This window comes from Alteribacter natronophilus (assembly GCF_006007885.1).
GTDB lineage: Bacteria > Bacillota > Bacilli > Bacillales > Salisediminibacteriaceae > Alteribacter > Alteribacter natronophilus.
The window spans coordinates 41,952-67,455 of the sequence record NZ_VCRO01000001.1 but is presented as its reverse complement, the minus strand read 5'-3'; the positions used below and the strand labels follow the sequence as shown (position 1 = coordinate 67,455).

The following is a 25,504-nucleotide window of genomic DNA, read 5'->3' as shown; positions in this document are numbered from 1 at the left end:
ATACGATTCAACCTCAAAGGCATCCCGACTCCTCCTTCTGCCAGCTACTTCGAAGAACCTTCCTCCCCATTTTCCCCGCTTCTGGCGTGAAGGTTCATAAGCAGGCCGTACTTCGGACGAAGGGTAATGAGTGGCTGGGGCTTCACCGCCGGACCCCGGTCAGACGGACTCACCCGGTACTGCTTCAGGATCACAGCAAGCACAAGCACGGCTTCCATCAGGGAAAAGTGATTGCCGATACAGATTCGCGCACCGCCGCCGAAAGGGAAATACGCCCCGGCAGGAAGGGACTTCATAAATCCGCCACTGAACCGGTCCGGGTCAAACCTGTCAGGCTCCGAAAAATAGGAAGCGTTCCGGTGCATCACGTACTGACTGAGGAGAATCGTGTCCCCCTTTTTAATCCGGTATCCTCCAAGCTCCAGATCGGTTTCCGCCTGTCTGCCAACCACGTAGGCGGGCGGGTACAGCCGCATCGATTCCCAGACGGCGTTTTTCAGAGCGCTGAAACTCATAAAGTGAGCTGCGTTCACCACTCCATCTCCCGTAACCCTGTCGATTTCCCGGTGGAGCTTCTCCTGTTCCTCCGGGTGCTGACCGAGAAGGTAAAAGGTCCAGGCAAGGAGATTGGCGGTTGTTTCATGGCCCGCAAGAAAGATGGTCATAAGCTCGTCTCGCAGCTGGCGATCCGTCAGCCCTTTTCCGTCTTCTTTTGCCTGCATCAGGATCCCGAGGAGATCTTCGTGATTCTCACCGGAACGTTTTCTCGTCTCAATGATCCTGTAAATGACGCGGTCCAGCTCCTCGACGGCTCCTTTCAGCCGGCGGTTGTCACGGACCGGAACCCAGAGCGGCAGGTTGAACGGGCTGCGCATCCGCCTGATTCCGAGCTTCATAATCGTCTCCATCGGTTTACCGATAATGCGCGATCCTTCTTCAAAATCCATGCTGAACATCGTCTTTGCAATGATCGCCAGGGTGATGTCCATCATCTCGTCAGCTATGTTGATTTCTGTTTTCCCTTCCCAGCTCCGGATGATCTGGGCCGTCACCTCTGTCATTTCCTCGCCGTATTTTGCAATGTGCGTATGTCTGAATGCAGGCTGGATCATCCTTCTCTGTTTAAGGTGAAAGGCTTTTTCGCTCGTCAGCAGCCCCTCTCCCACGATTGCCTTCAGTGACTGGATGTCCCGGGACTTTACGAGCCGTTTTTCCTTGTCGGCAAAAACAGCGCTGATAAGTTCCGGTTCGTTTACAAGATGGAACCTCTGAGACGGTCCCAGCCGGAACGAACTGACAGGTCCGAACGTCTCCGCCTGTGTTCTGAGAAAAGCGAGCGGGTCTTTTTTGAACTCATTGAGGGACCCTTTAAACCAGGTGCCATTCGGCCCCGGAGGCCGCCCGGGGTGTAATTCTTTTCTGTTTGTCATGGTGATGTTTCCTCTCCTCTTTTCTAAATAGCAGAATCTCACCCTATACTCTATGAACAAACCCCGGTACAGCCTGTACGCATGTACCATTCTGATAGAAACTGGTCTTTCATTCCGGAGGTAAAAGCCCCTCTTTCCTCAGTGTCCACGCCATTTCAGCACTGCCGAATAGAGTAAATAGAGTGATTATACGAAAGGAGAACAACCCATGGATAAAAAAGAGATTCTGCTCAGGATGATGGAGTTATCAAACCTGACAGAGGAGAAGCTCAAATCACATAAGAAGAAGGTGAAGGCTCCCCTCAGGGAGGCCCTGATGCCGGAGGAACTGCGGAACAGACTCGAAGAATACCGGAAACTCATGGAGCTGAAGGTCCCTACAAAAAAAGATCTCGCAGCCCTCGCGGCACTGATCCGGCAGGTAGAGGAAAAAGTCGATGCCCTGGAAGAGAAACTAGAAAAACTGGACTGCCTGAAGAAAGATAACGGCAAAAAAAGAAAGGACCGGTAACCCGTGAACGCCGTTACACCAAGACAGGCTGTCTGGAAGCTCAACAAGAACGTGCTCTGGTATTACCCGTCACCTTCCCGGAAATACCGTACGCCTCTCTTCCTCGTCTACTCCCTGGTAAACAGACCGTACATTTTAGACCTTGCGCCAGACATGAGCATGATCAGCTGCCTTACCCGGGAAGGCTACGATGTCTATCTCCTCGACTTCGGCATCTGCGGCTACGAGGATAAGGATATCAGCCTCGAGGATTACATCCTGACATATATTGAAAGAGGGCTTCGCCGGACCCGGATTCACTCGGGTTCTGAGAATGTCATCAGTGCCGGATACTGCCTCGGCGGCACTATGGCGCTCATTCACGCAGCTGTTTCGCCCAATCCGCCACAAAGCCTGGTCTTGTTTGCCCCTCCTGTGGACTTTTCCAGGCTTCCCGGAGCAGAATCCTGGACGGAGGCATTTAAAGGAAATCCTTTACGGCTCAAAGCGGCCGTCAAAACGATGGGTATGATCCCGGCGCCTGTTGTCAGCCGCACACTAGCTAGCCTGTTCCCATCCTCTGCCGACAGAAAGGCAAAGCCGGTCAGCGAAAAACAGGCCCTCGTCCAGCGCTGGCTTCACGACTCGGTTCCGTTTTCCGGTGAAGCTCTCTCCCAGGTGATCGGGGATCTGGTTTTTCATAACCGCCTTGTCACTAACACCTTCGCCCTGGCCGGCAGACGCGTCAATCTTAAAAAGGTCCGGTCCCCGCTCCTTCTTGTAACAGGGACCAAGGATACGATCGTGCCGATAGAATCCTCCCTCCCTGTTATGAATTTAACCAGGAGCCGGGATCCGCGCAACGTCACCTTCCAAGGAGGCCACATCACTCTCGCCGTTGCAGGTACGCTTCCGCCTGAGTTAACCGAATGGCTCAGTGAACGTTCCTCTCGCCTCTAATAATGTGTGAGAGACTTTTTAAGGCAAAATCGAACCTCTCAATAAACGAAACATTCATATCCACAGAATAATTCACAATACAAAACAGGCCCGAAGTAATCTTCGAGCCTGTTATTTTGTAATTTTTATTGAACTAACCCGCGCAGTCAGTTTAGGAGCGACAGCTGCTTCCTTCCCAGCGAGTGATACATAGTTAGCGCGGTAAATAAACACCTAAATACCTTTTATTGAAGTACAGTAACAATGCTATGCATCCCGCTCCGGAAAATATATAGATCAATATATAATATAAAGGCTCCGGACTATACCAGTAATCTACTTGTCCCATCGTAATCATTAATATACCAACAATGATATAAACCTTACCCGTTTTTTTAAAGTATACGGTCCTCGCTTCTTCCGAGGCACATCTGGTTAATCCCGGCAGTAAATCAGGTTTCTTTGAAAAAAGCCGATACATTCCCTTTGAAGCAAAATAAACACCTAATAATAATTGTGCCAGCATTCCTGTCACCCCATTTCAATCTACTTTTTCAACACCCGAGCCTATTTACAAACTCCTGGTCAGCACATCACTACTCCATATTTATATTTTCATCTCATACAATTAGACAAAAGAATCCAGAACCTTCTTTTCCCCGGTAAATTCTATTAAATAAAAACTGCCCTCTATATAGGCAGAAGCTTAGACTTTTCTGCTGCCAGCCGCGTTCAGTCACAGAAGCCATCAAAAGAAAAGCAAATTATGTAAATTACAGGTTTACACTTGCCTCTCAAGTGAAATTGCCAAAGTAGTGTGTATATTTATTTACGGGCACCCATTACCACCAGGCGTTTCACAAAAATAGTCGAACACGGCTGGATGTAACGCAGAATACAGGAGGCGAATCAGGATGAAAGAAAATGTAACCCGGAAACTAATCCGCTCTCATTTAATATCCGGTAACATGGAGCCGGATGAGGAAATCGCTATTAAAATTGATCAGACACTTACCCAGGACGCCACAGGAACGCTGGTGATGCTTGAACTGGAAGCGATGGGGCTTGATCGTGCACAGACAGAGGCGTCTGCCCAGTACGTGGACCATAACATTATTCAGTCCGACAGTAAGAACCCGGATGATCACTTATTCCTCCAGAGCGCAACCCGCAGGTTCGGAATGTATTACAGCCAGGCCGGAAACGGAGTAAGCCACCCGGTTCATATGCAGCGGATTGCCGTTCCGGGAAAAACGCTCCTCGGATCGGACAGCCATACGTGTGCTAACGGCTGTATGGGGATGCTTGCTATCGGTGCAGGAGGAATCGATGTGGCTATGGCCATAGCAGGGGAGCCGATCTACCTTAAAATGCCGAAAGTCTGGGGCATTGAGCTTAAAGGCAGCCTGCCCGACTGGGTGAGCGCCAAGGATGTGATCCTGGAGATGCTGAGACGCTATGATGTAAAAGGCGGAACAGGTTATATTCTCGAGTACTTCGGTGAAGGTCTTGAGTCCCTCGATGCGATGGACAGACATGTAATCGCCAACATGGGTGCCGAACTCGGAGCCACGACATCCGTCTTTCCTTCAGACGATGAAGTAAAGCGCTTCCTCGCCACCCAGCACAGGGAAGATGACTGGGTGGAACTGAAAGCAGACAGCGGAGCAGAGTACGACCGCCATGACACGATCGAGCTGGACAAAATCGAACCGCTCATTGCCAAACCATCCAGTCCGGGCAATGTAGTTCCGGTGCGGGAAGTAGCAGACGATCCGATTTATCAGTCCTACATCGGCTCTTCAGCGAATCCGGGCTACCGTGATTTTGCCGTTGCAGCGGAGATTGTCAAAGGAAGCAAAACAGCCAGCGGCGTTTCTTTTGATATTAACCCTGCCTCCAGGCAGATTCTCACGGATCTGATCAACGAAGGACATCTGACCAGTCTCATCGCTTCCGGCGGACGGATTCACCAGGCAGGATGCAACGGCTGTATCGGAATGGGACAGGCCCCGGCCACGGGACGAAACAGTCTGAGAACCACCCCGCGTAACTTCCCGGGCCGTTCCGGAACAAAAGAGGACAGCGTCTTTCTGTGCAGTCCGGAAACGGCAGCGGCCTCCGCTCTTCGGGGAAAGATTACCGATCCAAGAACACTGGACCAGCCATACCCTGAAATAAAGGAGCCTGCCACACCAACCGTGGATGTCCAGCTGCTTGAAGAACCCCTGCCTATTGAAGAAGCCAGGAAGGTCGAGCTGTACAAAAGTAAAAACATAACAGAAATCCCTGATATGGATGAGATGCCGGACCATATGGAACTTCCGATCCTGCTCAGGATGAACGATAATATTTCAACAGATGAAATTCTGGCAGGCGGGTCACGCGTTCTTCCGTTCAGAAGCAACATCGCTGAAATTTCGAAATTCACATTTGAAAATGTCGATGAAGAGTATTATGACCGTGCCAGAGCCACCCTGAACGCAGGCGGACACGCCGTAGCTGCCGGGCACAATTACGGACAGGGCTCAAGCAGGGAGCATGCTGCCCTCGCCCCGCGCTTTCTCGGCCTCCGAGCCGTAATCGCCAAAAGCTTTGCCAGAATTCACTGGCAGAACCTGATCAATTTCGGGATCCTTCCATTAACGCTTAAAGATCCGGATGCCCTTGACTTCATAAATAGGGACGATGCCATCCATCTTGAAAACATCCGGGAAGCGATCCAAAGCGGCGATACACTGACAGCTCAGATTAAATCCTCGGGCGAATCAATCTCCCTTCTTCACGGCCTGTCAGGAAGACAGATCGATATCATGCTGAAGGGCGGACTGATCAACTGGATTAAGTCGAGGAAAGGAACCGAGTAAACTGCAGGAAAGAATCCGGGTAAATGAGAATGATCGATGGAAATGAACCCCGGATGAAACACAGGTAATGAAAAATGGCTCTCATCGAATGAGAGCCATTTTTCACGTTGTTGAGAAAGTCTTCCCAACAAATTAATCTCAGGTTTTAGTCCCTTCTGAAGTTCCCCATCACTTCCACCGTTTCACTTACACTCACAAACGCATTCGGATCCACTTCTTTTATGAGGGGCCTGACAATGGCAAGCTCATAGCGTGAAATTACCGTATACATCACTTTAACGCCTGTTCCGGAGTATGCACCCTCTCCATCCATCACTGTGATGCCTCTGTATAAGTTTGCAATCAGGTTCTTTTTCAGTTCATCTCCCCTGGTCGTTACCACCATCAGGTTCAATTTGATATGGCGGGTATGAATACGGTCAATGACCAGTCCGGTAATATAAATGGAAGCCATTGTGTACATCGCCAGCTCCCAGGCAAAGAAGAAACCGGAAATAAAGACGACCCCGCTGTTTAAAGCGAAGATGAGCGCGCCTAATGGAACATCCCACCGCTTTATCAGGACAAGACTTACCACATCAAAGCCGCCAGTTGAACCGTAGTTACGGATGATCACACCAATGGCAGCCCCTGCAATAACCCCGCCGAAAACCGAGGACAGAAGCGCGTCATTTGTTACAGGCACAACAGGAATGTACAGCATGGATACAGACGTTATGAAAACCGAGAAAATACTGTTGCCTATAAACATTTTTCCAAGCTTCATCCAGCCAAGGATCAGGATTGGAATATTTAAGAGGAAGATCCAGTACCCTGTATTTACCGGAGTCAACAGACCAAATACCATAGCCAGACCTGTGACTCCCCCAGTAAGTACTTCATGAGGCAGAAGGAACACGTTAAAAGCAAACCCCACAACTATTGAAGCGACAAAAATAATTAAAATCCGGTACACATTGTTCATATACACACACTCCTCTCTAACGATATACCATCAAGGGGAATTTCAATAAACGAAGAATTTTGCCGTTATTGGATTTTCCCCGTGACCGATTGTAGTGGAAAGGAATTAAAAATTCGAAGATTCAGCTTGAGAAAAATACCGTGTTTGTTTGACAGGTTTTGAATCTTTGAACATACCGACTATGTGGTAAAGAAAATCCCCCGCCGACACTCCTATTCAACCAGAAAAACCCCGGCCAAATTGACCAGGGTGAATCCTTATCCCGTTACAGGCTGCGGGGTTTTATGCGGTTTTGGACGGGCTGCGTGATACCACTGTCGCAGCAGCAGAAACACGATAACCGCGTCCACCAGGTCCCCGCCGTAGAACATGAGCATCCCGCCGGCCTCCGCCTGGTGGGCCGGCACTCCTGCAGGTGGATTGGCGTAGAGATACTTGGACAGAATCCCGTGACTGGCCAAAGCCAGCACAAGGGCGACACTCCGGTACAGATAGGAGGGTCTGTGAGGCATCGGATCCTTTGAGATCATTGAAGCTGTAAACACATACCCTGCGATAAAGACGTGGGCATGAATCAGTACATGAAGGGCATTGCTTTCATGCATCCCACTGTAAAGCGGCGTTGTATACAGCACCCAGAGCGCTCCCATGTTCAGGATCGATGCTACAAAAGGGTCGGTGAGGAGGTGAACAATCCGCCATTTCAGGATTCCGCTCACCTTCCTCGCTGCCGTCACAGGCAGTGCCCGGAGAAGCAGCGTTACCGGAGCGGCGAGCACCATCAGAAGGGGGCCGAGCATGCCGAGAAGCAGGTGGGTAATCATATGTACATAAAAATCGTGATGAGCTTCCACTGCCAGAGGCCCCGCCACTGCTGCCAGGGCAAAGACACAGCCTGCAAACCAGAACAGCGTCCGCCACACCGGCCACGTCCGGCCTTTACGGGCACTAAAGTACAGACAAAGACCGTAACCGGCAATGAGGAGGACAAACGGCAGAGCAAGGAGGAGCTGTGGCCAAAGCGGGAGTGCGCTCCCGTGAACATGCATGTGGTCCATTACGCCTCACCTGCCCGTGATCCGTTCTGTTTACGGGACTTCCTTAAAAGGTAAATACCTGTCAGCAGAATCAGCACTGCACTCACATTCCATACAATGTCGTAGTAGATGACGTTTTCCACATAGCGTATCTGGTGAATCCTCATCACTTTGTGCTGAATAATGCCGTCGTAAAGCTGAAAAGCACCCGCCCCTGTCAAAACACCGCCCCACCACCTTGTCCAGTGGAGAGCCTTCCTTCTCCTGAGATCGGCAAACATAAATAAACCGCCGATCGTGGCAAACCAGCTGAACGCATGAAACAGCCCGTCGGAAATCAGCCCGATATCCGTCGTGGCAAGATCATAAAAATGATGCCATCTTAAAAGCTGGTGAAAAACAACTTCATCAAAAAACGCGATAGCCCCGAGGCCAAACAGCACTCCGGACCAGAGATTACGGCTGCGGTACCGCTCTTCCATGACCCAATCATCCTCTCACACGAACTCCCTGCCTTCACCGAACAGTGTGGTAAAAAAAGGGTGTTTCTATACGTGTTTCCCCGATTGAGTCCGCCCTAACACCGTAAATAGACTCATTTTCGTGTCCCGGTTATTTTCAAACCAGAAAGGAACCGGCCATTTTAAGCTGACGTATTCACTTTAGGATATGGATATTTATGTTAAAATCAATAAAAAGAGTAAATAGAATTTGTGACCTTATTTTTTGACTGAAAAGCAGAAAAGTTCTAAGAAGTTAAAGACTTATAAAGGGGGGAATACATGATTTCAAAATATGTGAAATGGGGAGAAGCAGAAGTAAAATTAACCTGGAAACATGATAATCAACTCCCACCAGGAGAACTGATCACAAGTGTTCATGGTTTTTGTTTTAAGGATAAAAATCTATTATTAGTCAAACTAAACCATAGAGGCTGGGATTTCCCAGGTGGTCATATTGAGTATGGAGAAAATCCTGATGAATGTTTAAAGCGTGAAGCATATGAAGAAGGGTATGTTACAGGAAGCTGCTCTCTATTAGGTTATATTATTGTTGATCATAGTGAAAACCCGAACTGGGATGAAAATAGTCCTTATCCTAAAGTAGGCTATCAGGTTTTTTATCGTATGAACATTGACCAATTACATGACTTTAAAGCCAAGTATGAGTCAGAAGAAAGAATTCTTATAAATCCAAGTGAAGTAACGGTATACTATCAAAACTGGAACGAACTGTACCAGGAAATACTTGAACATGCTTCAGGACAAGGGTAATAAACCCTCAATTAAACCAGCTGATAGAAGCTGATTTTTGTTGCAATAACGGGTTTACGGGAAGATTTAGTGGAACCGGCTGTCGATTCCGTTGTGTCGCTAACGGGGAGAAGAACGGAACAAGCTAATTAAATATCAATAAACATTTTGGAGGTGGCTTAATATTATTTTGTTGTTAATAGGAGTTATTATATATATTATAATAGGCTCTTTTCTATACAATCGTTCAAAACTTACAGGTGCCATTTTTATCTTATGCCCTCTTGTTCTTTTAGTTGGTTGGTGGATAGCAGCAACCAATCATTACTTCGTCTCTTCCACAAATTTGGAATATGTATCTATCGGGGAGTATCGCTTAAATGAAACACTAACGAATGATGATATGAGTAAATATGGCTCTTATGAGAAAAGGGAAAATAATGGTGGATATTCTTATGACTATGGAGACTTGTTTGTAAGTACAGACGGAGAGAATAAGATTGTTTCATTGTCTACTGCGGCAATGCCCATTGAACCTTCCTCTGTGTTGAAAATAGGGGACACTCTAGAAAAAGCAAAACTAATCTATGGTGATAATTATTATTCGTATCGTGAAATGGGCTTGGGAAAGGCTAGGGTTTACGTCGACAGGAATAATAAATATAAACTTACTATATGGAGTAAGGATAATAATACCGTCGCGAATATATGGTTATCGGTCTATTAATTTATTCACTAACGGAGAGCGTTAGTTCAACAAGCATATTTTAATGTTAAAGGTACGAAGAACATGTTCTTCGTACCTTTTCCACTGTGAGTCATTTGTGTACTTATTATAGTGAAAGCTGTGTGCGTTCAGCTTGTAATTGTGGTTCTGTGTTACCTGGCTTTGCCCCTCACAGAAATCCGTAAATCAGCCACTGCTTTTTATACTTCTACGCCATCCGCTTCCGGTACACCCGCACCACCGTCATCACAATCAGCAGATAAATACTCGCCACGAAGAACCACTGAAGCATCGACGCCCCTTCAATGGCCAGCACCACCGTGTACACCACAACCACCGGTGTTACAATCATCAACCAGAACTCATCAATCGAAAGCCCGAACTTTGCCCGCATCTTTTTCCCCGCTTTTACCGCCAGTACCACGAGCATCACGGCAATCACCAGAAGTAAGATCGCTTCCATATCTGTCACATCCTTTTTTATAACCAAATAAGATCCTCTGCACAGACTGCAGAAGACCGGGGTTATTAACACTCTTTTTCTATTTTACCACAGCAGGCTGTGCGGCTGAATCAGGCACCTGCAAAAACACCTCTTCTGTCCAGAGAGAGGATAAATATAACACTTTTTTATTCATACCTATAAGTAATACCTTCAAACGAGGAGTGGTCCGTGGCCATGTACACCTTCATGAATGGCAGATTTATTCTGGACGAAGACGCGCTCGTGCCGATCAGAAACAAAGCGCTGAACTACGGGCTTGGTGTGATTGAAGGCATCCGCGGTTACTGGAACCCGGATCATCAGCAGCTGTATGTGTTCCGGCTCGGGACCCATTACGAGCGTCTCCTGGAGGGATGCCGCGCCCTGTCCATCGAGATTCCCTATACGGCGAGTCAGCTTTCCGAAATTACAGTGGAGCTGCTGAAGATCAATAACGTAAAACGAAACATCTATATCCGCCCTTTTGCCTTCATCGATCAGGAATCCCTGCGCCCGTCCCTTGTAAACGAGCAGTATGGGTTGTCCATCGCCCTTGTGGAGCCCGGTATTTATGCTTTTAACGAACTGAAAACCCTCACGTCATCATGGATCAGAATAAGGACGAACACCATTCCTCCGCAGCTGAAAACCTCTGCCGGATACATGAACTCCGCTCTCGCCTACTCCGATGCAGTGCGTTCGGGTGCGGATGAAGCGATTCTTCTCACCGGCGACGGAAACCTCTGCGAAGCGAGCACCAGCAACCTGTTTATAGTAAGAGGCAATCAGATTCTGACACCTCAGGCATCCGACGATATATTTCCCGGCATTACCCGCAGCACCGTGCTCACCCTGGCAGAGGATGATCCCGGGCTGACCTGGGAGATTACCACCCTGCCAAAAACCGCCCTCTATACTGCCGATGAGGTTTTCCTAACAGGAACCGCCATTCAGATTGTATCCGTTGTAAACACCGATTTCCGACAGGTCGGATCAGGAAAAACAGGACCAGTTACAGCCTACCTCCAGAACCGTTACATGAACATCGTTCACGGCAAGGAGCCCGACCGCTATAACTGGCTGACGTCAGTGTACTGAGGGGGATGATTTTTCGCAGCATCTTCTGCGTAAGAGCATACTCAGTAGTGCTAATCCCGCACCTTACCTTCACATCTCACAATTACTGTCTCATGGGCTGATCTGATTTAGAAAAAAGCGAAACTTTAAGCACTGCCAACCGTAAAAGGTATTGAAAACAGGTGGGGTGAAAACAAAATGGAAATGTACCTGATATCCTTACTGGGAATGACGATTCTTTTTATTTTTTATACCCTGCTTATGTTATTGGACTGGATTAGAGGTACTGCAGGCAGACAACGAATGAAAACTGATATCCTTTTTCTTTTTTCCGGAATTATCCTGCTTACATTCGCCTTCTTTAATATTGGCGTTCTTTCTATGGTTCCTTTTGGCTTGTTTATGTTCCTTCTAATCTTAAAGTACCATGCTTTTCGAGCACCTGCCTAGTTAAAAACAGGCTCTTCAGAGTACAGGCAGGAAGTTGAACATCCGTTTATCTCAGACTGCCGCAGCTCGGGAATCAGCCCTCACCCGCTTCTCTTCTCTCCTTCATCAGCTGTGTCAGCTTCATGCCAATCACTGCATAAACCGCTGCTGCAATGAGCCAACGGTGCATCGGCGCACTGTCCCACACTAGAAAAACGGTGTACCCGAGCGCCACCGGTACAACCGTCAAAAGCCACGCACCCGGCTCCGTAAACCCGAGCTTCGATTTCAGCAGATTCGAGAGTCCGATCATCGCCGCAAGAAACGCCACCGCAATAACAACCGCCATCACGATCGTCATTCCGCCATCCCCCCGTTCCTTTTTTAAATTCTGATGCCATTATACCAGAGACAGCACAATACAAGTTATTTTTCCCAAACAAGACCTCTCCCGGCTGCAGCATCAAAACAGCCGGGCGGGACACAGCAAAGCCCCTGCACAGCTGTACCGGGGCATGTTAATCCTATTTTTGATTCAACCACTGCCTGCCTTACTCCCCGCGCGCAAGCCGGATATCTGAATCAATCTGCTCGACTGCTTCTTCCAGCACTTCGCGCACATCGTCTCCACGGGAGATAAACTCAAGAGCATCCGCCATCGGATCCCAGACGTGGGACAGTTCCGCTGTATTCGGCATCGGCTCGCCGTGTTCAATCTGCTCGGCAAAACCAACTACAAGGGGATCTTCGGCAATCTCAGGATCTTCGAGAAGAGAAGGATGCGGCGGCATTTCCCCTGTCTGCTCGTAATAGTACATCGCCGATTCCTCGCTCGTCAGAAAAAGGGCGAGTTCAGAAGCCCACTCCGGGTGCTCCGTGTACTCCGAAAGCATCCACCCCTTCACTCCGATAAACGAGCTCGGATGTTCACCCGTCTCAAGTGCCGGAAGCGGAGCTACAGCAAGACTGTCACCAAGAGCCCGGGAGTAATCGGACAGCGCCCAGGGGCCATCCACCACAGCTCCAACGTTCCCGTCCATAAACAGACCGGAGATGATGTCACCGTCCACACCCTGAGGCAGATACCCTTCGTCGTACCAGGACTGAATCCGCTCCGCCCCGGCGATGGCACCGTCAGTATCGAGGCCGATATCGGTTACATCAAAAACACCATCCTCATCCTGACCGAACACATAACCGCCGTACCCGCCAAGAAACGCATAGGCAAAGTAAAAGTCCGTACCACGCATCAGAAAGCCGTACTCATCCTGCCCGGGATCGGTTAAGTCCGCCCCCAGCTGTTCCAGTTCCTCCACAGTCCCCGGCGCATCGTCCACCAGATCGGTATTGTAATACATGGCGTACGTTTCCACTACCATTGGCAGCCCGTAAAGCTCTCCCTCATAGCTGAGAGCTTCAAGCGCGCTGTCGGTATACTGCCCCAGTTCACTTTCATCCACCTCTACTGGGCGGACAAGCCCCTGAAGCGCAAGATCACCAACGCCCGGCTGGAAAAACAGGTCCGGACCCTGCCCGGACGGTCCATCAAGGGAAATCGCCTCCGTCTGGTCAAGCATACCGAAAGGCGTCACTTCCACTTCGATTCCATGCTCCTCCGTAAATCTTTCCGTCAGTGCCTCAATGGCCTCAAGCTGGTTCTCTTCATCATTAGCCCAGACTTTCAGCACTTCAGGCTCCCCGTCCTGATCAGTTCCTGCACCCGCTTCCTCTGCATCTTCACCGCCGCAGCCTGCCAATACCATTACCCCTGCTGCACCCAGTAAATAACGCCAGTTCCGTTTCATATTCCCATCCCCCTGTAGTTTATCTTTCTGCGGTACTTTCCCGCTCAATCAACTTCACATCCAGCACGGTTTTACTGCTCGGTCTGCCTTCGATCTGGTCAAAAAGCAGATCCACGGCAATTTGCCCTTTTTCCTCCACATCCTGCGCCACTGTCGTGAGCGAGGGGTGCGTGTAATCGGAAAAAAACAGATTGTCGTACCCGACAATCGAGATCTCCCCGGGCACGGAAACCCCGCACTCGGCAAAGCCTTTCAGAAGCCCCATGGCTGCCACATCGGAAAAGGAAAAAACAGCCGTCGCACCGCTTTCCTTCAGTTCTTTTGCAAGACTTCTTGCATGTGCCATGTTCACCGGCCGTTCAATTATCAGGTCGTCAGGAAACGGCACCTTCCTTTCCATAAACGCCCGCTTTACTCCCCGGAGACGTTCACGGCTCACCCCGTTCCCTTCAAGCTTGCCTGTCACAACCGCCACCTTCTCGTGACCCAGATCGAGAAGATGCCCGGCTCCAAGCCAGCCGCCTTTTTCGTCGTCAATCGTCACGCGGGAGACATGGGCGCTCTGAATAAAGCTGTCCATAAAAACAGTCGGCACTTTTCTTGCCAGCACCTCTTCCATCGTCCGGGATCCTTCGTGTGTCCCCACGACAATGACCCCGTCCAGCTGCCGCTCCGTTATAAACGAAAACGTCTCGGTTTCCTCGTCAACACCGGTCAGAAGAACGTTCAGTTTTCTCGACCGGGCACCGGCTTCAACCCCCGATACCAGGTTCCAGTAAAACGGATTGTCGTGGAGCTTCCCTTTCTCAAGAAAAGGGACGATCACCGCAATCAGGTGCGTCCGGTCCGTCTTAAGACTCCGGGCAGACTGACTGGGCGAAAATCCCATCTCTTTAATGGAAGCCCGCACTCGCTCCGCCGTTTCAGGGGACACACGCCCCTTGTTGTTCATCACGTTCGACACTGTCGCTGTCGACACTTCACACCTCTCTGCCACGTCCCTGATTCTCACTCTCTTCATTTCCTCACGCCACTTCATTCAGTTATCGGTTAATCGTTTAACCACTTAAAAATTCAATTGGTTAATCGTTTAATCAAATCATAATTGAAGATCCACCAAAAAGCAAGCGCTTTCATAAGTGCCTTTTTGAGTAATAAATTCGTCTTCTATTAGGTCCGTACGTTCAGCTGCATCCGGTTTTTTGAACCGGTAATATATGGATCTACTTTCTTTCAAAAACTTCTTTGCATGGCACTCTGCCTCATAAGACCCTTTACGTCCCGTTTAGGAACTGGAATGAATCTGGATAAAATCGGTCTCATACCAAATGATGTCTGTTATAATGAATAGATTCATTAAAGTTACCCTTTTTTGATTTGTTTTTTTGTATATGAGGGAGTGAACATATTGAAGGATATCATTTCAGAAATTAATTACCTCGAAGTCATGGAATACTCTCTGGACCCGCTCATTATCCACACTGATTTTAAAATCATGTATATAAACGAGGCAGCTGAAAATTTTTTTGGCGCAAGTAAAAACGACGTTATAGGGGCCAGCCCGTTAGATATATTTAAGGAAACATCCAAAGCAGCCATAAAAAAGAGAATACATGGTGCGTACGGACGGCCGGCCGAAGTTATTGAAGAAACGATATTTAAAATGGATGGAACGCCAGTCGATGTTGAACTGTACTGTCATCCTATAGTAGTTGAGGGCAAGAAGGCGATTCAGACTTATGTAAAAGATATAACGGATCGGAGAAAAGCAGAGCAGAAGCAGTTAGAGATGAGGGCACAAGTAAATGAATTGTCTGCCACTCTCGTTCCTCTGGACAGCGAGCTGGCAGTTCTCCCATTAGTCGGTCATTTTGATGAGCAGAGAGCAGAACAGCTTCTGCAGAGCATACCGGAAAAAGTAAAGAATCAGAAGATAAGCTGTCTGATTATTGATTTCTCAGGTATATACAGCATAGATAACCTCGTAGCAGATTATCTTTTTACAATAAATAACGTTTTATCTCTTCTCGGGGTGCGATCCATTATGACCGGCTTGCGGCCTGACTCAGCAATGGTAGCTGCAAAACTCAATCTCGATTTTACCGCTAACCCGCCAATGGCTACAGTAAAAGACGCCCTTTCCTACCTGGGGTTGAAAAAGTGAATTTAAACATTGAAAGGACCCGTAAAGTGGGTCCTTTTTTTATGTAGAGGCAGTCTTCGATGATACTCCGCCTTTTATAACTCTTCCTTCTCCGCGTTTATTCTTATCTAACAAGTCCCCTATCATACACCCACCCTACCAATTGAAAGAATCAGACGAGATCACGTTCCCGGCTTCATCCAAAGCTTCAATTCGCAAATTTTCCGGTTCGTCCGAATTGGTAGGCATGTCGGTATCAGCGAGGCTGTACCAGACCCTCAAGTCTTTATTAACAGTGATAATCTCTGACTCCCATACCTCTTCATCCTCTAAGACCTGTACCGAAGTAATGTCTGGATCGGAAATAAAGCCATGCGGGTTTGAAACCCCAATGCTCCAGTTAAAATCCTCGGCCGTATTTAAACCGTAGAATCCAAAATATTCCCATATCCTGTTCTCCAGAAGGGAAACTATGAGGTGAAAGCCTCTCTCGTCTTTGTAAAGGAGAACATATTTCTCTTCTTCAACATCCTGATACAGTATTTCTGCCGTTTCGGGGTACGGCAGATCCTCTTGAACTACCCCGCCTTTAATTCTCAGTTTCATATTTTCAAAATTAGTGATAAAAAGTTCCTCTTCCATCCATTCGAGTTGTTCCTTTAAGGCTCTGTTTTCCGCCTCTATGTTCAGGTAATCGATATAGTCAAATTCCTCGTCACTCTCTTCCTGGTTCTGATCGTGTTCCTCTGCGGGCTCCTTTTCATCAACACTTTCAGAAACCTGCTCACTTTGTGCCGGCTCCCTGAACAGAAACACAGCAAAGATTATCACGGTTATGACCGCCAGCAGACCTGCATACTGTTTTTTTTCCACCCCGGTTTCCCCCTCCAAAAAAACTCTCTCCCACTACGTTAACATAAGATTCCAACTGTACTGTTAAAATTGTCCATGAAACAGAAAAAACCAGAAGGCGCAATGCCTTCTGGTCTAAAAATTATTAGACTCCTGCACGATCCGAGTTACCTTCGTCAGGATACATGTGGCGGTTTACGGTGTTGTGCTCACGGAACGTGTCATATACGCCCGGCTGCTGTTCCTGATTCGCTTCCACGAGGACGACGATATAGCCGTCATTGACGTAGCTGTTGTACTCCTTGGCTTCATCCTCCGGAATTCCAGCTCCGGTAAGAGCACCTACAAGGCCGCCACCGCCGGCACCGATCACACCGCCTTCAATGGCTCCGGCAATCGGTCCGGCTGCCATAATCGGCCCGGCTCCCGGAATGGCCAGTAAAGCCAGTCCTGCTGCGCCGCCTAATACGGCCCCGGACCCGGCTCCGATCCCTAGACCTTTACCTGCTTTTTTGCCTCGTTTATTATCGTCACCGGTAACATCGACATCCGTCTTGTCATCGATGTTATCGGCATCGTCCCCTTTTGCGAAGATGGAAATGTCGTCGCGGGAAAATCCGCCCTTCTCCAGCTGCTCAATAACATCTACCGCTTCCTGTTCTTCTTTAAATACGCCTCCAATAATCTTCTTTTCCATGGTAAATTACCTCCTTGGAATGTGGGAATTATTGTTCTCAGTATTGGCGGTTCCCACAGGAACGGGGATTAAAACATCATTTCACCTTTAACCGGCCCCAAGCCTTTCCGTTTCCTCCTCTTTCATTCCGCTGACAAATGCGCTTTTAAAACTCCGGATCACACTGTTCAGTTCGTCTGCTGCACGGGTCGGCACCTGGTGAGCCACTCCGTTGATCTTTACTTTCATAAGGTTCGGCACTCTTTCCTCAAAGAGTTTCTGATAGGGATGAACGAGTACATCCAGACTGCCGAAAATCGTAACAACAGGACACTTCAGTGAAGGGAGGCGTTCGGTGGAACGGTAAAAACGCCCGTTTTTATAAAGAGCCTTCAGCAGGTCCGGATTGTTTTCCTTTAGTGAGCGTGCGATTTTTTTACGGTTACGGGGGTTCCATGTATGGGAAAAGGACAGGGCGCGGGCGAGAAGTCCCCGAAGGTCATTGTCTGCCGCCCACTCGCCGGCTTTTATTTTCAGCGATAAAAACCGGGTGCTTACCTCGGGAAAGCTCCCGATCAGGATCAGACCGGCAGTGCGATCCTGATAGGAAATGGCAAATTCCTGGGCAGCCTGTCCGCCCATCGAGTACCCGCATACAATAACCGTGCCGAGCTTCAGGTGATCAGCAAGGGCCAGCACATCAGCAGCAACACCCCGGATCGTGTAGTCATCCTCGCTGCCGTCTTCACTTTTCCCGTTGCCCCGCGGGTCGAAAATAATCACTCTGTAGTCTGCCTGAAGCGCCTGCTGCTGTTTATAGAACGTCCCTCCACCAAGCCCCGGCGGAGGCACAAAGATTAACGGAGGACCGCTTCCCGCATCTTCGTAGTAAAGAAAAGTACCTTTTGATTCAAAATACGGCATCCTGTTCGCTCCTTTCACCTGTTCACATTACAGTCCTTTTACCCTCAGAACCTGCCTTTTAATGCCCTGGATAAATAAAATAAGGGATGCCAATCCGTCCGACGTTATTTAGAGATAGTGTATAATTTTTTTCTGCTATCCCAAGGACTTTAATTAATATAAAACTTCAGCATCACATAACAAAACCAGATCACTTGCAGCAGGAATCTATGGTTTTTGATATTTCTTATACAAATAAAGAAAAGTTACCATTCCTTAACTGCTTGACATAAATTGGTTGGGTGATAATCTTTAATTACTGCATTCAGTCAAAATATTGTTTGGGACGTGGTTCTTTGGATTACAGGTTAGGTGATAAAATAAAAGAATTGAGAAATCATTTAAATATTTCTCAAAAGGAATTATCTCAGGACATATGCACTCAAGCATTGATTAGTAAAATTGAAAGTAATCAAACTTATCCATCTGCTCCAGTTCTTTTTGAGATCTCCCAGAGACTAGGTGTCGACCTCAATTACTTCTTCTCTATTACCGAAACCCCTGGCCTGGACTATGTCGAAGAAGTAAGTCATACCATGGAAAGACTTATGCGGGAAATAGAATACGAAGAAGTCCTCAGAATAGTCAACTTGGAAAAAGAAAACCCTCTCTTTCGACACACACAATTAAAGAGTCTGCTGCTTTGGAGAGAAGGGATTTGTCAGTACCACCTTAACAGGGACAGTAGAAAAGCATTGGATTTACTTGATCAGGCGATCGACCTGTTACCCACTACTTATAAAAACCTTTCTGAGAGAGAAATCGACATTCTAGCAAGTAAGGCAATCATTTTTAGTCTCGACAACCAATTAAATGAAGCCAATCAAATATATAAGGAGTTATTGACAAAGCTCCGAACTCCCTATTTTAAGAATAACCGGCTCCTGGTAAGAATTTTATTTAATGCTTCCAAGAACTCCTATCAAAGAGGCGATTATAAAGAATCCATAAATCGAACAGACCATGGAATCAGAGTCTGCATTAAGAGTGAGCTGCTTTATTTACTTGGTGAATTGTATTACCAGAAAGGAAAGAGTTTGTATTGTCTTGATCCTGACCATAAAGAAAAAGCCGTCAGTTATATGGAAGAAGCAATATGGATTTTCAGTAAAACGAATAATAACAAGTTCCTGCATTATGTAAGACACGAAATTAGTACAATTCAGTAATCACCTTATACATACAAAAAAGGTTGTCCCAAAGCGGGCAACCTTTTTTTATTACCATATTGTCTATCCGTGAATATAAGGAATGTCTTCGTTAGGTGTTTCTTCTTTGGCCTCATAAACTGACACACCTTGAATACCTGCAAATAATACCACAGAACAAATTAAAAACTTCAGACACATGACCTTTATCCCCCTCTTATACTTTATATTTCCATTATTACATTATATTTTAAGCAATGCAGTTTGAAATCCGTCCCCTTAAAATGAATTTTCTCCTATTTATATAAGTATTTCTCTTTATTTCTAGGACAATTATAAATTTATTTATTTCCAGAAAAAGACTTATTAGATCCGGCAATATAATTATTTTTATTACTCGTTAAGACCTGGGAAGAAAAGGAGCCCATCTCCCAGCATTATTATCCGATATAACGAGACAGCTTTGTTTTTTGAGATTGGGCTTGCTCCTATCAAGCCATACACTAGTGGTGTGGTTAATAACTCAGGAAGGGGGACGGTGCAGTCAAGGGAAAATAACAATAAATATTAAGGGAGAGAAAACTTTATGAAAAGAATAGGTACCGCAGCAGTTTTAGGTTTTGGTTTACTTTTTACCTCAAACAGCATTTCCGCTGATTCCTCCGAAGTGATTGATTCTTTTGAGCTTGAGGCGGATTCCAATTCTGTGGAATTCTCCTGGGATTCTTCCAATGATACTGAGTATTATAAGGTTATTGATTCGAATACTGGAGAAAAAATCAGCAGGATTACTGATGCCGCTTTTAGTCAGGATGGACTTCTTGAAGGTGAGACTTATCTTTATACAATAAAAACCTTCGATGATTCCGATGAAACACTCAATCAGTACCATGTGGAATTTAACACTGTGTTTGAAAACGAAGATGAGGTTCTGGTCGTTGATAAGATCTATGAGGAGAATAAAACCAAACTCATTTGGAATGAGCTGGAGGACACAGACTCCTACTCTATTACATTAAACGGGGAATTTATCGAAAAAGTTGAAAACAGCAATTACTTCATTCTCGACAACGTGGAGGAAGAAGCAGAGTTTCAGGTTGAAACCACTGTCCCTTTAACACAGAAAGAAAAGAACGACCTGAGAAAATCAACTCTTGAAGAGATTAAAGAGAAAGATATCTCCGGTAAAGAAAAGGCTGAATTAATTAAAGAGATTAAAGATAACATTAATGAAACTGAAAATCTCTTTTTCCATTCAACACCAATTCTTCCCTTTGAAGAAGTAGGGGCTGCTTCTTTTTCTATAGCTTCTCCAACACAAACGACGATCAGATATCGTACTCATATTGAAAATCGGTATGTAAATGACCCTACAAGTACTAACCGCCAGTTCGGAGGAGACAACAGAGGTTTTACCGCAATCAATGGCACTCACAGAACACAGCATGAAGTTCGCCTTTATTGGGGTTCTCTAAACACATATGATACGTTTCATGCTCACCCAACACGACGTTATGATAATTCAGGTAACTACATTGACCAGCGGACTGCAACCTGCTGCGGCTCACATAATGTAACCTCAAGAAGTTCAACCCGAATTAATTACAATGTCGATGTAAACTCAAGTAACCCATGGTTAGTGGGTATATCTCCTAATATCCGCTGGGAAACAAATAGTTCTGTGTGGCGGAATGGATCATATTCCAGTTCCGGAAGGCATAAACAGTTCCCTGCTTATGGCATCTTTAGATCCGACGGCTCCGGCTGGTCATGGATTTATACCTACAGTGCTAATGCTAATGGTAAAGGACCTGGATCCCTTTACTTTTGGACAAACTTCTCTGCAAGCAGATAATCAGCAAATCAGCCCATCTGTTTAGAGGTGGGCTGTATAATTCATTTTATTAGGAGTGATTGTTTGATTAACAGTATTGGTGCAGCATTCATTACCCCAGTGTTCTTCGCACTTGTACTGGGGTTCATTAACAGAGGTGACGATTTCAGTTTCATTCAGCTTTTCGGCTTATATTTCCTTTATTCCCTCCCCCTTTTCCTTGTTGGCGGTTTAGTAACATCCACCTTAGTGCAAGTTTGGGATACAAGCTATTTTGCAAAACTTCTTGTCTTTAGTTTGAGTGGCCTTTTGTTTAATTTCTTTTTGTACGTCGCTATTTTTAACAACTATGGTATTAATAATATATTTTATTACGCCATGTTAGGTGTGTTAGGCGGATTACTTTACTATCATGTATTACTAACCTTGAACAGCTTTGCCAAAGTGTAATCTCTCCCCTCGATGAAAAATTTTATCGAGGGCTATTATCGTTAAATCAAGAGGACAGTAGTCTGCCCTCCTGCACTTTACTAAACCTTTCCCACCCTTATTTGTAAACCTGTTAAACTTCTTACTAACCCAGCGCCACCCTACCGGCCTGCATTTGAAGGGATATGAATAAGATGTTCTTCCATGCATTTATGTTTTAACTGATCTTTATCAGTTCACACTTTATGCCTCATTCACCTCAACAGCTGCCCGCACGCCGGATTCGACCGCCCCTTCCACCCAGCCGTGAAGATTCGACGTATGTTCGCCTGCAAAGTGCATCCTTCCTTCCGGCTGCTTGATGATTGCCGGATATTCCGCTGCCTGGTTGGGGGCATAAAGGGTAAAGCACCCTGCCGCAAACGGGTTCTGGGCCCAGCTGTAGGAAGCGCCCCCCAGGAAAAGGTCACGAACCTTATCGCCATGAATTGACGCAAGGAAATCGAGAGCATACCGGACGCGCTCTTCATCAGTAAGAGACTCCCACAGCCGCGCGTTATCCCCCCACGTGTAGCTTGCCTGGATGACTCCGGGACCCGGCTCTCCGATTCGGTTGCTCGGGTAGTACGTAAACTGAATGGGCAGGTCCGTCGTCAGACTGCCGCCACGCATGCCATCCCGCTCCCAGAATTTTTCGCTGAACTCCAGCCCCACTTTGACCGAAGACAGGTAGTGAAGCGTCTGAATCGCTGTTCTTTTCTCAAAAGGAAGCGATTCAAAAGGGTGTACTCTAATAAACTGAAAAGCTGAAAAGGGTATGGTGGTAATCACATAATCAGCCGTATGGGTACTTGCCTGCCCTGCCGGGTCGATTGTCTGGACGATGACCTGATCCGGCCCGTTGTAAACATCCGTGACCCTCTGGTTATAAAGAATATTCTCACCCAGCTCATTCAGAAACGCTGCCGGCAGCCGGTCGTTGCCCCCGGTGACCTCATAAAATTTCGACTCCTCTCCAAAGAGTGTACTGATAATATTCCTGAAAATATCAATAAAGCTCAGTTCAGGAAAACCCTGGATCCCGAGCATCACCTGAATTTTCCTCACTGCATTCGCTGAAAGGGACCGGCCGACAGGGTTGTTCCTCAGAAAGCTCTCCATGGAATACTGGTCAAACCCCTGAACCAGTTCTTCCCGCTGTTCCTCATCGGAATAACGATACAGCCTGTAAAAAGGACTGAGCGCACTTTCCAGAAGCTCTCCCGCAGTTTTGCCCAATTCGTCTTCGGGAAGCGGAAAACCGAGAACATCAGGATCCTCTTCGTACTGAAAGCGCCTGACGAGTCGGTTATTGATAAAGTACAGGTCGTTATTCGCGCTGTGGATGAATTCATTTACCGGCAGACCAAACTGTCTGATCAGCTCGAGTGTCAATTCATGATACTCAGGTATTCTCATCGGCCCTGCTTCGAAATAGTTCCCCTCTGTAAAAGGCTCCCGGATCGTATGAATCCGTCCCCCGACACGGTCGTTTCCTTCCAGAATCGTTACTTCATGACCGGCATCCTTCAGCAGCTTCCCGGCAGTAAGCCCGGCAATTCCCGCCCCGAGAATAAGCACCCGCTTTGGTTCCTCAGCTGCTGGAAGCCCCTTTTGCACGTACTCGATATACTCCTCAGGCACTGTCTGAACCCCTTCTGCCCTGTCCATCCCCTTCTCCCCCCATTCACCCTCCCTATAAATGTAATGAGGAACGGGGGAAATATGTCAGACAGACGGGGATCTACTTAGATGCTTACAGCCTTATCTGAAATCACCATCCTGGGTAATGGTCAAATCAACAGTTAAGTTAATCTGACTGTCCTGAAAGATGCTTCGCCACTCCTCCATGCTGATCTCCTTTTTAAAATGGGGGCGGGCATATTCCCCCAAACCGATCGGATCAGCACCATATTCCTGCTGCATACTTAAAACTACATCCTCTGCAATCTGCTGCAGGTGGTTCTGAAATTGACTGCTCAGTTCCTCAAACGCTTCGGGACTATGGATTTCTTCCTCTCCTTCGTATTCAATCAGCTTTGCCTTCATGTCCAGCATGACATCGAAACCCAGCTCTCCCTCTTCGTAATGCACGTCCACGTCAGTATGTGAAGTCACAAAGGCAATGGTGGCAAATTCCTTTTTGTCATTATCGATATTCATAGTGAACTGCGAACTCGTCCCGTCGTTTCTGAGCATGACGAGCAGCTGTGTTTCATCTGTACCGACATGCGTTGTATAGCTGTCATCCACAAATACTGCCGTCCTTGAAGCCTCAATTTCCTTTTCCTTAAGCTTGATAAAAGGCAGAATCGGATCGGTATGCCGGCTCAGATAATCGCTGTGGAAATCATTTAGAGATGTAGCGGGGAGTTCATTGATCTGTTCCTGCTTCTTAATCAGTCTGGCCATATAAAAACCGTCGAGCGGCTTATCTTCAAAAGCTGTAGTAAGCAGTTCATTTGCCTTGCCTTCAATTACACAGATATACAGGTTACTTGAGACTTCCACATTACGCTGAAGGGTATCCAGAACCGGGTAAAGTCCTTTTCGAGCCATCTCCTCCCCTACAAACATCACCTGAACCTCCCCTTCGACAATCACCTTATCTGTTAAACCGTTCAACAGATAAAGAGCTTCCGCTGTGGAGCGTGCTTTATTGGCAATAATAACTTCCTGATCATCCGCCGCCTGTGTGGAAAACTCCGGGTAGGAAGCGGCAAGAATAAGGCTGTCGGTTTCCTCATCATAATCCAGCGTAATCACGGTAATAAGAGCCATTTCCTCCAGGGGGCGTTCATCCCAGCAGCCCCCCAGAAGTACTGCAGCCAGTATAAGCAGACAGATTTTTTTCATGTTACACCTCACTTAAATGGCTTAAAGCATAAAAACAGTAGTGGAACAAAAAAGGCTGCTCCTACCCCCACATAACCAATATAGTCCCCGATCAGGACGGAGTCGGGATGCCTTTGAACCATCAGCGCTGCAGCAAAAATTATGAGAGACAGGATAAGGATCACCCACCGGTTCTTTATCGAAAACAGATAGCGGGCACATTTCCCTGCTCCCCATAAATAAGTACCTGAAGTAATGACAATCAGAGGAAGCCAGGAAAAAACAATGATATATTCAAGCCGCTGCAGGAAACGGAATTCAATCAGTTTGTAGACAGACAGCGTCGGCCAGATCAACTTCCCCAGTTTTTCCGGGGAAAACTGCATAAAGACAATCAGGACAACAAACAGATATATTCCTATGGTGAGCCAATTGCTGATCGTTACGATTTTCAGCGTCTGCCGCCGATCTTTCAAGAGAAAGTGAAACAAAAGTATGAGCTCAAAGCCGATCAATGAGAGAGATGTCTCAACAGTTCCGCTGAAAATGGATGAAGGAGACACTGTATTGGGAAACCGGAGATAACTGTATTCAAAATGAGGGATCTGCCAGAGTAGAAGCAGTAACAGGAACAGTACACCTGCAAATACGATCTGTGCAACCCGGGATATAGAATGTATTTTACAGGTGGCCAAAAACACGACACACACCCACACAAGCAATATGATGATAAAGACCGGCGTTTCGTGATAGGACCAGATCGTCAATACAAATACATAGTTCCTCATAATGATGGCTGATCCCGCAAGAAAGTACAGAAGCAGAACAGCGGTAAGACATTTTGAGAGAAAACTGCCCATCAGGGATTCCATGTACAAAAATAAGTTTTTTTCTGTCGATTTCCCAAGGGAAAAGTGGTACAGAAAAGCTGCCACCTGTACGAAAAGACCTGCAGCAAGAAGCGGAACCCACCCGAGAGACCCGGCCTCGGCAGCCAGAACGCTCGGCAGTGACAGGATTCCGACACCAAATTGGACCATGACAATCAGGGCGACTGTCTGTGAGGTTGTCAGCTTCATTTTG

General features: G+C 47.0%; 24 protein-coding genes. 10 read left to right on the top strand and 14 right to left on the bottom strand.

The annotated features are described in order from the left end of the window. Window positions 1-44: 44 nt before the first annotated feature. Entirely contained in the window at window positions 45-1,430 is a 1,386-nt protein-coding gene (locus tag FGB90_RS00335) for a cytochrome P450 (RefSeq protein ID WP_138808537.1), read from the bottom strand. A 208-nt stretch (window positions 1,431-1,638) separates the two neighbouring features. Here FGB90_RS00335 and FGB90_RS00330 point away from each other — a divergent pair, with 208 nt between their 5' ends. The 3 genes from FGB90_RS00330 to FGB90_RS00320 all read left to right on the top strand — a co-directional run bounded on the left by FGB90_RS00330 (window position 1,639) and on the right by FGB90_RS00320 (window position 5,726). Continuing rightward, on the top strand, window positions 1,639-1,941 hold the full coding sequence (locus FGB90_RS00330; RefSeq protein ID WP_138808535.1) for a hypothetical protein: 303 nt from the start codon (window positions 1,639-1,641) through the stop codon (window positions 1,939-1,941). A 3-nt stretch (window positions 1,942-1,944) separates the two neighbouring features. Then, window positions 1,945-2,880, top strand: a complete 936-nt coding sequence (locus FGB90_RS00325) for an alpha/beta fold hydrolase (RefSeq protein WP_138808533.1) — start codon at window positions 1,945-1,947, stop codon at window positions 2,878-2,880. Window positions 2,881-3,773: 893 nt separating this feature from the next. Next, window positions 3,774-5,726: an aconitate hydratase gene (locus tag FGB90_RS00320; protein WP_138808531.1), complete on the top strand. Its 1,953-nt coding sequence runs from the start codon at window positions 3,774-3,776 to the stop codon at window positions 5,724-5,726. 145 nt (window positions 5,727-5,871) lie between these two features. Here the strand turns inward: FGB90_RS00320 and FGB90_RS00315 are convergent, their stop codons facing one another. From FGB90_RS00315 to FGB90_RS00305, 3 genes are all read right to left on the bottom strand, one after another. After that, window positions 5,872-6,690, bottom strand: a complete 819-nt coding sequence (locus FGB90_RS00315; protein ID WP_138808529.1) for a YitT family protein — start codon at window positions 6,688-6,690, stop codon at window positions 5,872-5,874. A 257-nt stretch (window positions 6,691-6,947) separates the two neighbouring features. Further along, on the bottom strand, window positions 6,948-7,748 hold the full coding sequence (locus tag FGB90_RS00310) for a cytochrome c oxidase assembly protein (RefSeq protein WP_138808528.1): 801 nt from the start codon (window positions 7,746-7,748) through the stop codon (window positions 6,948-6,950). Beyond that, window positions 7,748-8,209, bottom strand: coding sequence for a DUF2243 domain-containing protein (locus FGB90_RS00305; protein ID WP_138808526.1), 462 nt, complete (start codon window positions 8,207-8,209; stop codon window positions 7,748-7,750). The genes FGB90_RS00310 and FGB90_RS00305 overlap by 1 nt, the downstream gene beginning before the upstream one ends. 300 nt (window positions 8,210-8,509) lie before the next feature. On the opposite strand from FGB90_RS00305, the gene FGB90_RS00300 reads away from it, so the two are divergent. After that, entirely contained in the window at window positions 8,510-9,001 is a 492-nt protein-coding gene (locus FGB90_RS00300) for an NUDIX hydrolase (protein WP_138808524.1), read from the top strand. 169 nt (window positions 9,002-9,170) lie between these two features. Beyond that, on the top strand, window positions 9,171-9,707 hold the full coding sequence (locus tag FGB90_RS00295) for a hypothetical protein (protein WP_138808522.1): 537 nt from the start codon (window positions 9,171-9,173) through the stop codon (window positions 9,705-9,707). A gap of 208 nt (window positions 9,708-9,915) precedes the next feature. On the opposite strand, the gene FGB90_RS00290 is transcribed toward FGB90_RS00295, so the two are convergent. Beyond that, the gene (locus tag FGB90_RS00290; protein ID WP_138808520.1) at window positions 9,916-10,170 is read right to left on the bottom strand and encodes a hypothetical protein; all 255 of its coding nucleotides are present in this window, start codon (window positions 10,168-10,170) and stop codon (window positions 9,916-9,918) included. Window positions 10,171-10,386: 216 nt separating this feature from the next. Here FGB90_RS00290 and FGB90_RS00285 point away from each other — a divergent pair, with 216 nt between their 5' ends. Next, complete coding sequence (locus FGB90_RS00285) at window positions 10,387-11,289, top strand: branched-chain amino acid transaminase (protein ID WP_246056073.1); 903 nt, start codon at window positions 10,387-10,389, stop codon at window positions 11,287-11,289. A 502-nt stretch (window positions 11,290-11,791) separates the two neighbouring features. Here the strand turns inward: FGB90_RS00285 and FGB90_RS00280 are convergent. The 3 genes from FGB90_RS00280 to FGB90_RS00270 form a co-directional block, all read right to left on the bottom strand. After that, window positions 11,792-12,058, bottom strand: a complete 267-nt coding sequence (locus FGB90_RS00280) for a hypothetical protein (RefSeq protein ID WP_138808517.1) — start codon at window positions 12,056-12,058, stop codon at window positions 11,792-11,794. 190 nt (window positions 12,059-12,248) lie between these two features. Further along, window positions 12,249-13,502: a sugar ABC transporter substrate-binding protein gene (locus FGB90_RS00275; RefSeq protein WP_138808515.1), complete on the bottom strand. Its 1,254-nt coding sequence runs from the start codon at window positions 13,500-13,502 to the stop codon at window positions 12,249-12,251. Between the two features lie 19 nt (window positions 13,503-13,521). Further along, window positions 13,522-14,523 (bottom strand): LacI family DNA-binding transcriptional regulator, encoded by a 1,002-nt coding sequence (locus FGB90_RS00270; RefSeq protein ID WP_171051636.1) that lies wholly within the window; start codon window positions 14,521-14,523, stop codon window positions 13,522-13,524. A gap of 378 nt (window positions 14,524-14,901) precedes the next feature. Here FGB90_RS00270 and FGB90_RS00265 point away from each other — a divergent pair, with 378 nt between their 5' ends. Continuing rightward, the gene (locus FGB90_RS00265; protein WP_306419208.1) at window positions 14,902-15,666 is read left to right on the top strand and encodes a PAS domain S-box protein; all 765 of its coding nucleotides are present in this window, start codon (window positions 14,902-14,904) and stop codon (window positions 15,664-15,666) included. 135 nt (window positions 15,667-15,801) lie between these two features. Here the strand turns inward: FGB90_RS00265 and FGB90_RS00260 are convergent, their stop codons facing one another. The 3 genes from FGB90_RS00260 to FGB90_RS00250 form a co-directional block, all read right to left on the bottom strand. Next, window positions 15,802-16,518, bottom strand: coding sequence for a hypothetical protein (locus FGB90_RS00260; RefSeq protein WP_138808510.1), 717 nt, complete (start codon window positions 16,516-16,518; stop codon window positions 15,802-15,804). 124 nt (window positions 16,519-16,642) lie between these two features. After that, window positions 16,643-17,194 (bottom strand): general stress protein, encoded by a 552-nt coding sequence (locus FGB90_RS00255; protein WP_138808508.1) that lies wholly within the window; start codon window positions 17,192-17,194, stop codon window positions 16,643-16,645. Window positions 17,195-17,281: 87 nt separating this feature from the next. Next, the gene (locus FGB90_RS00250; RefSeq protein WP_138808507.1) at window positions 17,282-18,097 is read right to left on the bottom strand and encodes an alpha/beta fold hydrolase; all 816 of its coding nucleotides are present in this window, start codon (window positions 18,095-18,097) and stop codon (window positions 17,282-17,284) included. Between the two features lie 335 nt (window positions 18,098-18,432). Here FGB90_RS00250 and FGB90_RS00245 point away from each other — a divergent pair, with 335 nt between their 5' ends. The 3 genes from FGB90_RS00245 to FGB90_RS00235 all read left to right on the top strand — a co-directional run bounded on the left by FGB90_RS00245 (window position 18,433) and on the right by FGB90_RS00235 (window position 21,568). After that, window positions 18,433-19,305, top strand: a complete 873-nt coding sequence (locus FGB90_RS00245; RefSeq protein ID WP_171051635.1) for a helix-turn-helix domain-containing protein — start codon at window positions 18,433-18,435, stop codon at window positions 19,303-19,305. A 565-nt stretch (window positions 19,306-19,870) separates the two neighbouring features. Continuing rightward, on the top strand, window positions 19,871-21,139 hold the full coding sequence (locus FGB90_RS00240; protein ID WP_138808504.1) for a hypothetical protein: 1,269 nt from the start codon (window positions 19,871-19,873) through the stop codon (window positions 21,137-21,139). 63 nt (window positions 21,140-21,202) lie between these two features. Further along, complete coding sequence (locus tag FGB90_RS00235) at window positions 21,203-21,568, top strand: hypothetical protein (protein WP_138808502.1); 366 nt, start codon at window positions 21,203-21,205, stop codon at window positions 21,566-21,568. Between the two features lie 222 nt (window positions 21,569-21,790). Here FGB90_RS00235 and FGB90_RS00230 read toward each other — a convergent pair whose 3' ends face one another. The 3 genes from FGB90_RS00230 to FGB90_RS00220 form a co-directional block, all read right to left on the bottom strand. After that, a complete protein-coding gene (locus tag FGB90_RS00230; RefSeq protein ID WP_138808500.1) occupies window positions 21,791-23,257 on the bottom strand; it encodes a flavin monoamine oxidase family protein in 1,467 nt (488 codons plus the stop codon). 93 nt (window positions 23,258-23,350) lie between these two features. Continuing rightward, window positions 23,351-24,442 (bottom strand): Ger(x)C family spore germination protein, encoded by a 1,092-nt coding sequence (locus tag FGB90_RS00225; protein ID WP_138808498.1) that lies wholly within the window; start codon window positions 24,440-24,442, stop codon window positions 23,351-23,353. Between the two features lie 8 nt (window positions 24,443-24,450). Next, entirely contained in the window at window positions 24,451-25,500 is a 1,050-nt protein-coding gene (locus FGB90_RS00220; protein ID WP_138808497.1) for a GerAB/ArcD/ProY family transporter, read from the bottom strand. Between the last annotated feature and the right edge of the window lie 4 nt (window positions 25,501-25,504).

What these genes read in the sequence shown, in the direction of transcription:
- FGB90_RS00320 (WP_138808531.1), top strand. Translation starts at nt 3,774, where the DNA reads ATGAAAGAAAATGTAACCCGGAAACTAATCCGCTCTCATTTAATATCC.
- FGB90_RS00225 (WP_138808498.1), bottom strand. Translation starts at nt 24,442, where the DNA reads ATGAAAAAAATCTGTCTGCTTATACTGGCTGCAGTACTTCTGGGGGGC.
- FGB90_RS00310 (WP_138808528.1), bottom strand. Translation starts at nt 7,748, where the DNA reads ATGGACCACATGCATGTTCACGGGAGCGCACTCCCGCTTTGGCCACAG.
- FGB90_RS00290 (WP_138808520.1), bottom strand. Translation starts at nt 10,170, where the DNA reads ATGGAAGCGATCTTACTTCTGGTGATTGCCGTGATGCTCGTGGTACTG.
- FGB90_RS00315 (WP_138808529.1), bottom strand. Translation starts at nt 6,690, where the DNA reads ATGAACAATGTGTACCGGATTTTAATTATTTTTGTCGCTTCAATAGTT.
- FGB90_RS00280 (WP_138808517.1), bottom strand. Translation starts at nt 12,058, where the DNA reads ATGACGATCGTGATGGCGGTTGTTATTGCGGTGGCGTTTCTTGCGGCG.
- FGB90_RS00230 (WP_138808500.1), bottom strand. Translation starts at nt 23,257, where the DNA reads ATGGACAGGGCAGAAGGGGTTCAGACAGTGCCTGAGGAGTATATCGAG.
- FGB90_RS00305 (WP_138808526.1), bottom strand. Translation starts at nt 8,209, where the DNA reads ATGGAAGAGCGGTACCGCAGCCGTAATCTCTGGTCCGGAGTGCTGTTT.
- FGB90_RS00270 (WP_171051636.1), bottom strand. Translation starts at nt 14,523, where the DNA reads ATGAAGAGAGTGAGAATCAGGGACGTGGCAGAGAGGTGTGAAGTGTCG.
- FGB90_RS00285 (WP_246056073.1), top strand. Translation starts at nt 10,387, where the DNA reads ATGTACACCTTCATGAATGGCAGATTTATTCTGGACGAAGACGCGCTC.
- FGB90_RS00220 (WP_138808497.1), bottom strand. Translation starts at nt 25,500, where the DNA reads ATGAAGCTGACAACCTCACAGACAGTCGCCCTGATTGTCATGGTCCAA.
- FGB90_RS00300 (WP_138808524.1), top strand. Translation starts at nt 8,510, where the DNA reads ATGATTTCAAAATATGTGAAATGGGGAGAAGCAGAAGTAAAATTAACC.
- FGB90_RS00275 (WP_138808515.1), bottom strand. Translation starts at nt 13,502, where the DNA reads ATGAAACGGAACTGGCGTTATTTACTGGGTGCAGCAGGGGTAATGGTA.
- FGB90_RS00250 (WP_138808507.1), bottom strand. Translation starts at nt 18,097, where the DNA reads ATGCCGTATTTTGAATCAAAAGGTACTTTTCTTTACTACGAAGATGCG.
- FGB90_RS00330 (WP_138808535.1), top strand. Translation starts at nt 1,639, where the DNA reads ATGGATAAAAAAGAGATTCTGCTCAGGATGATGGAGTTATCAAACCTG.
- FGB90_RS00255 (WP_138808508.1), bottom strand. Translation starts at nt 17,194, where the DNA reads ATGGAAAAGAAGATTATTGGAGGCGTATTTAAAGAAGAACAGGAAGCG.
- FGB90_RS00335 (WP_138808537.1), bottom strand. Translation starts at nt 1,430, where the DNA reads ATGACAAACAGAAAAGAATTACACCCCGGGCGGCCTCCGGGGCCGAAT.
- FGB90_RS00240 (WP_138808504.1), top strand. Translation starts at nt 19,871, where the DNA reads ATGAAAAGAATAGGTACCGCAGCAGTTTTAGGTTTTGGTTTACTTTTT.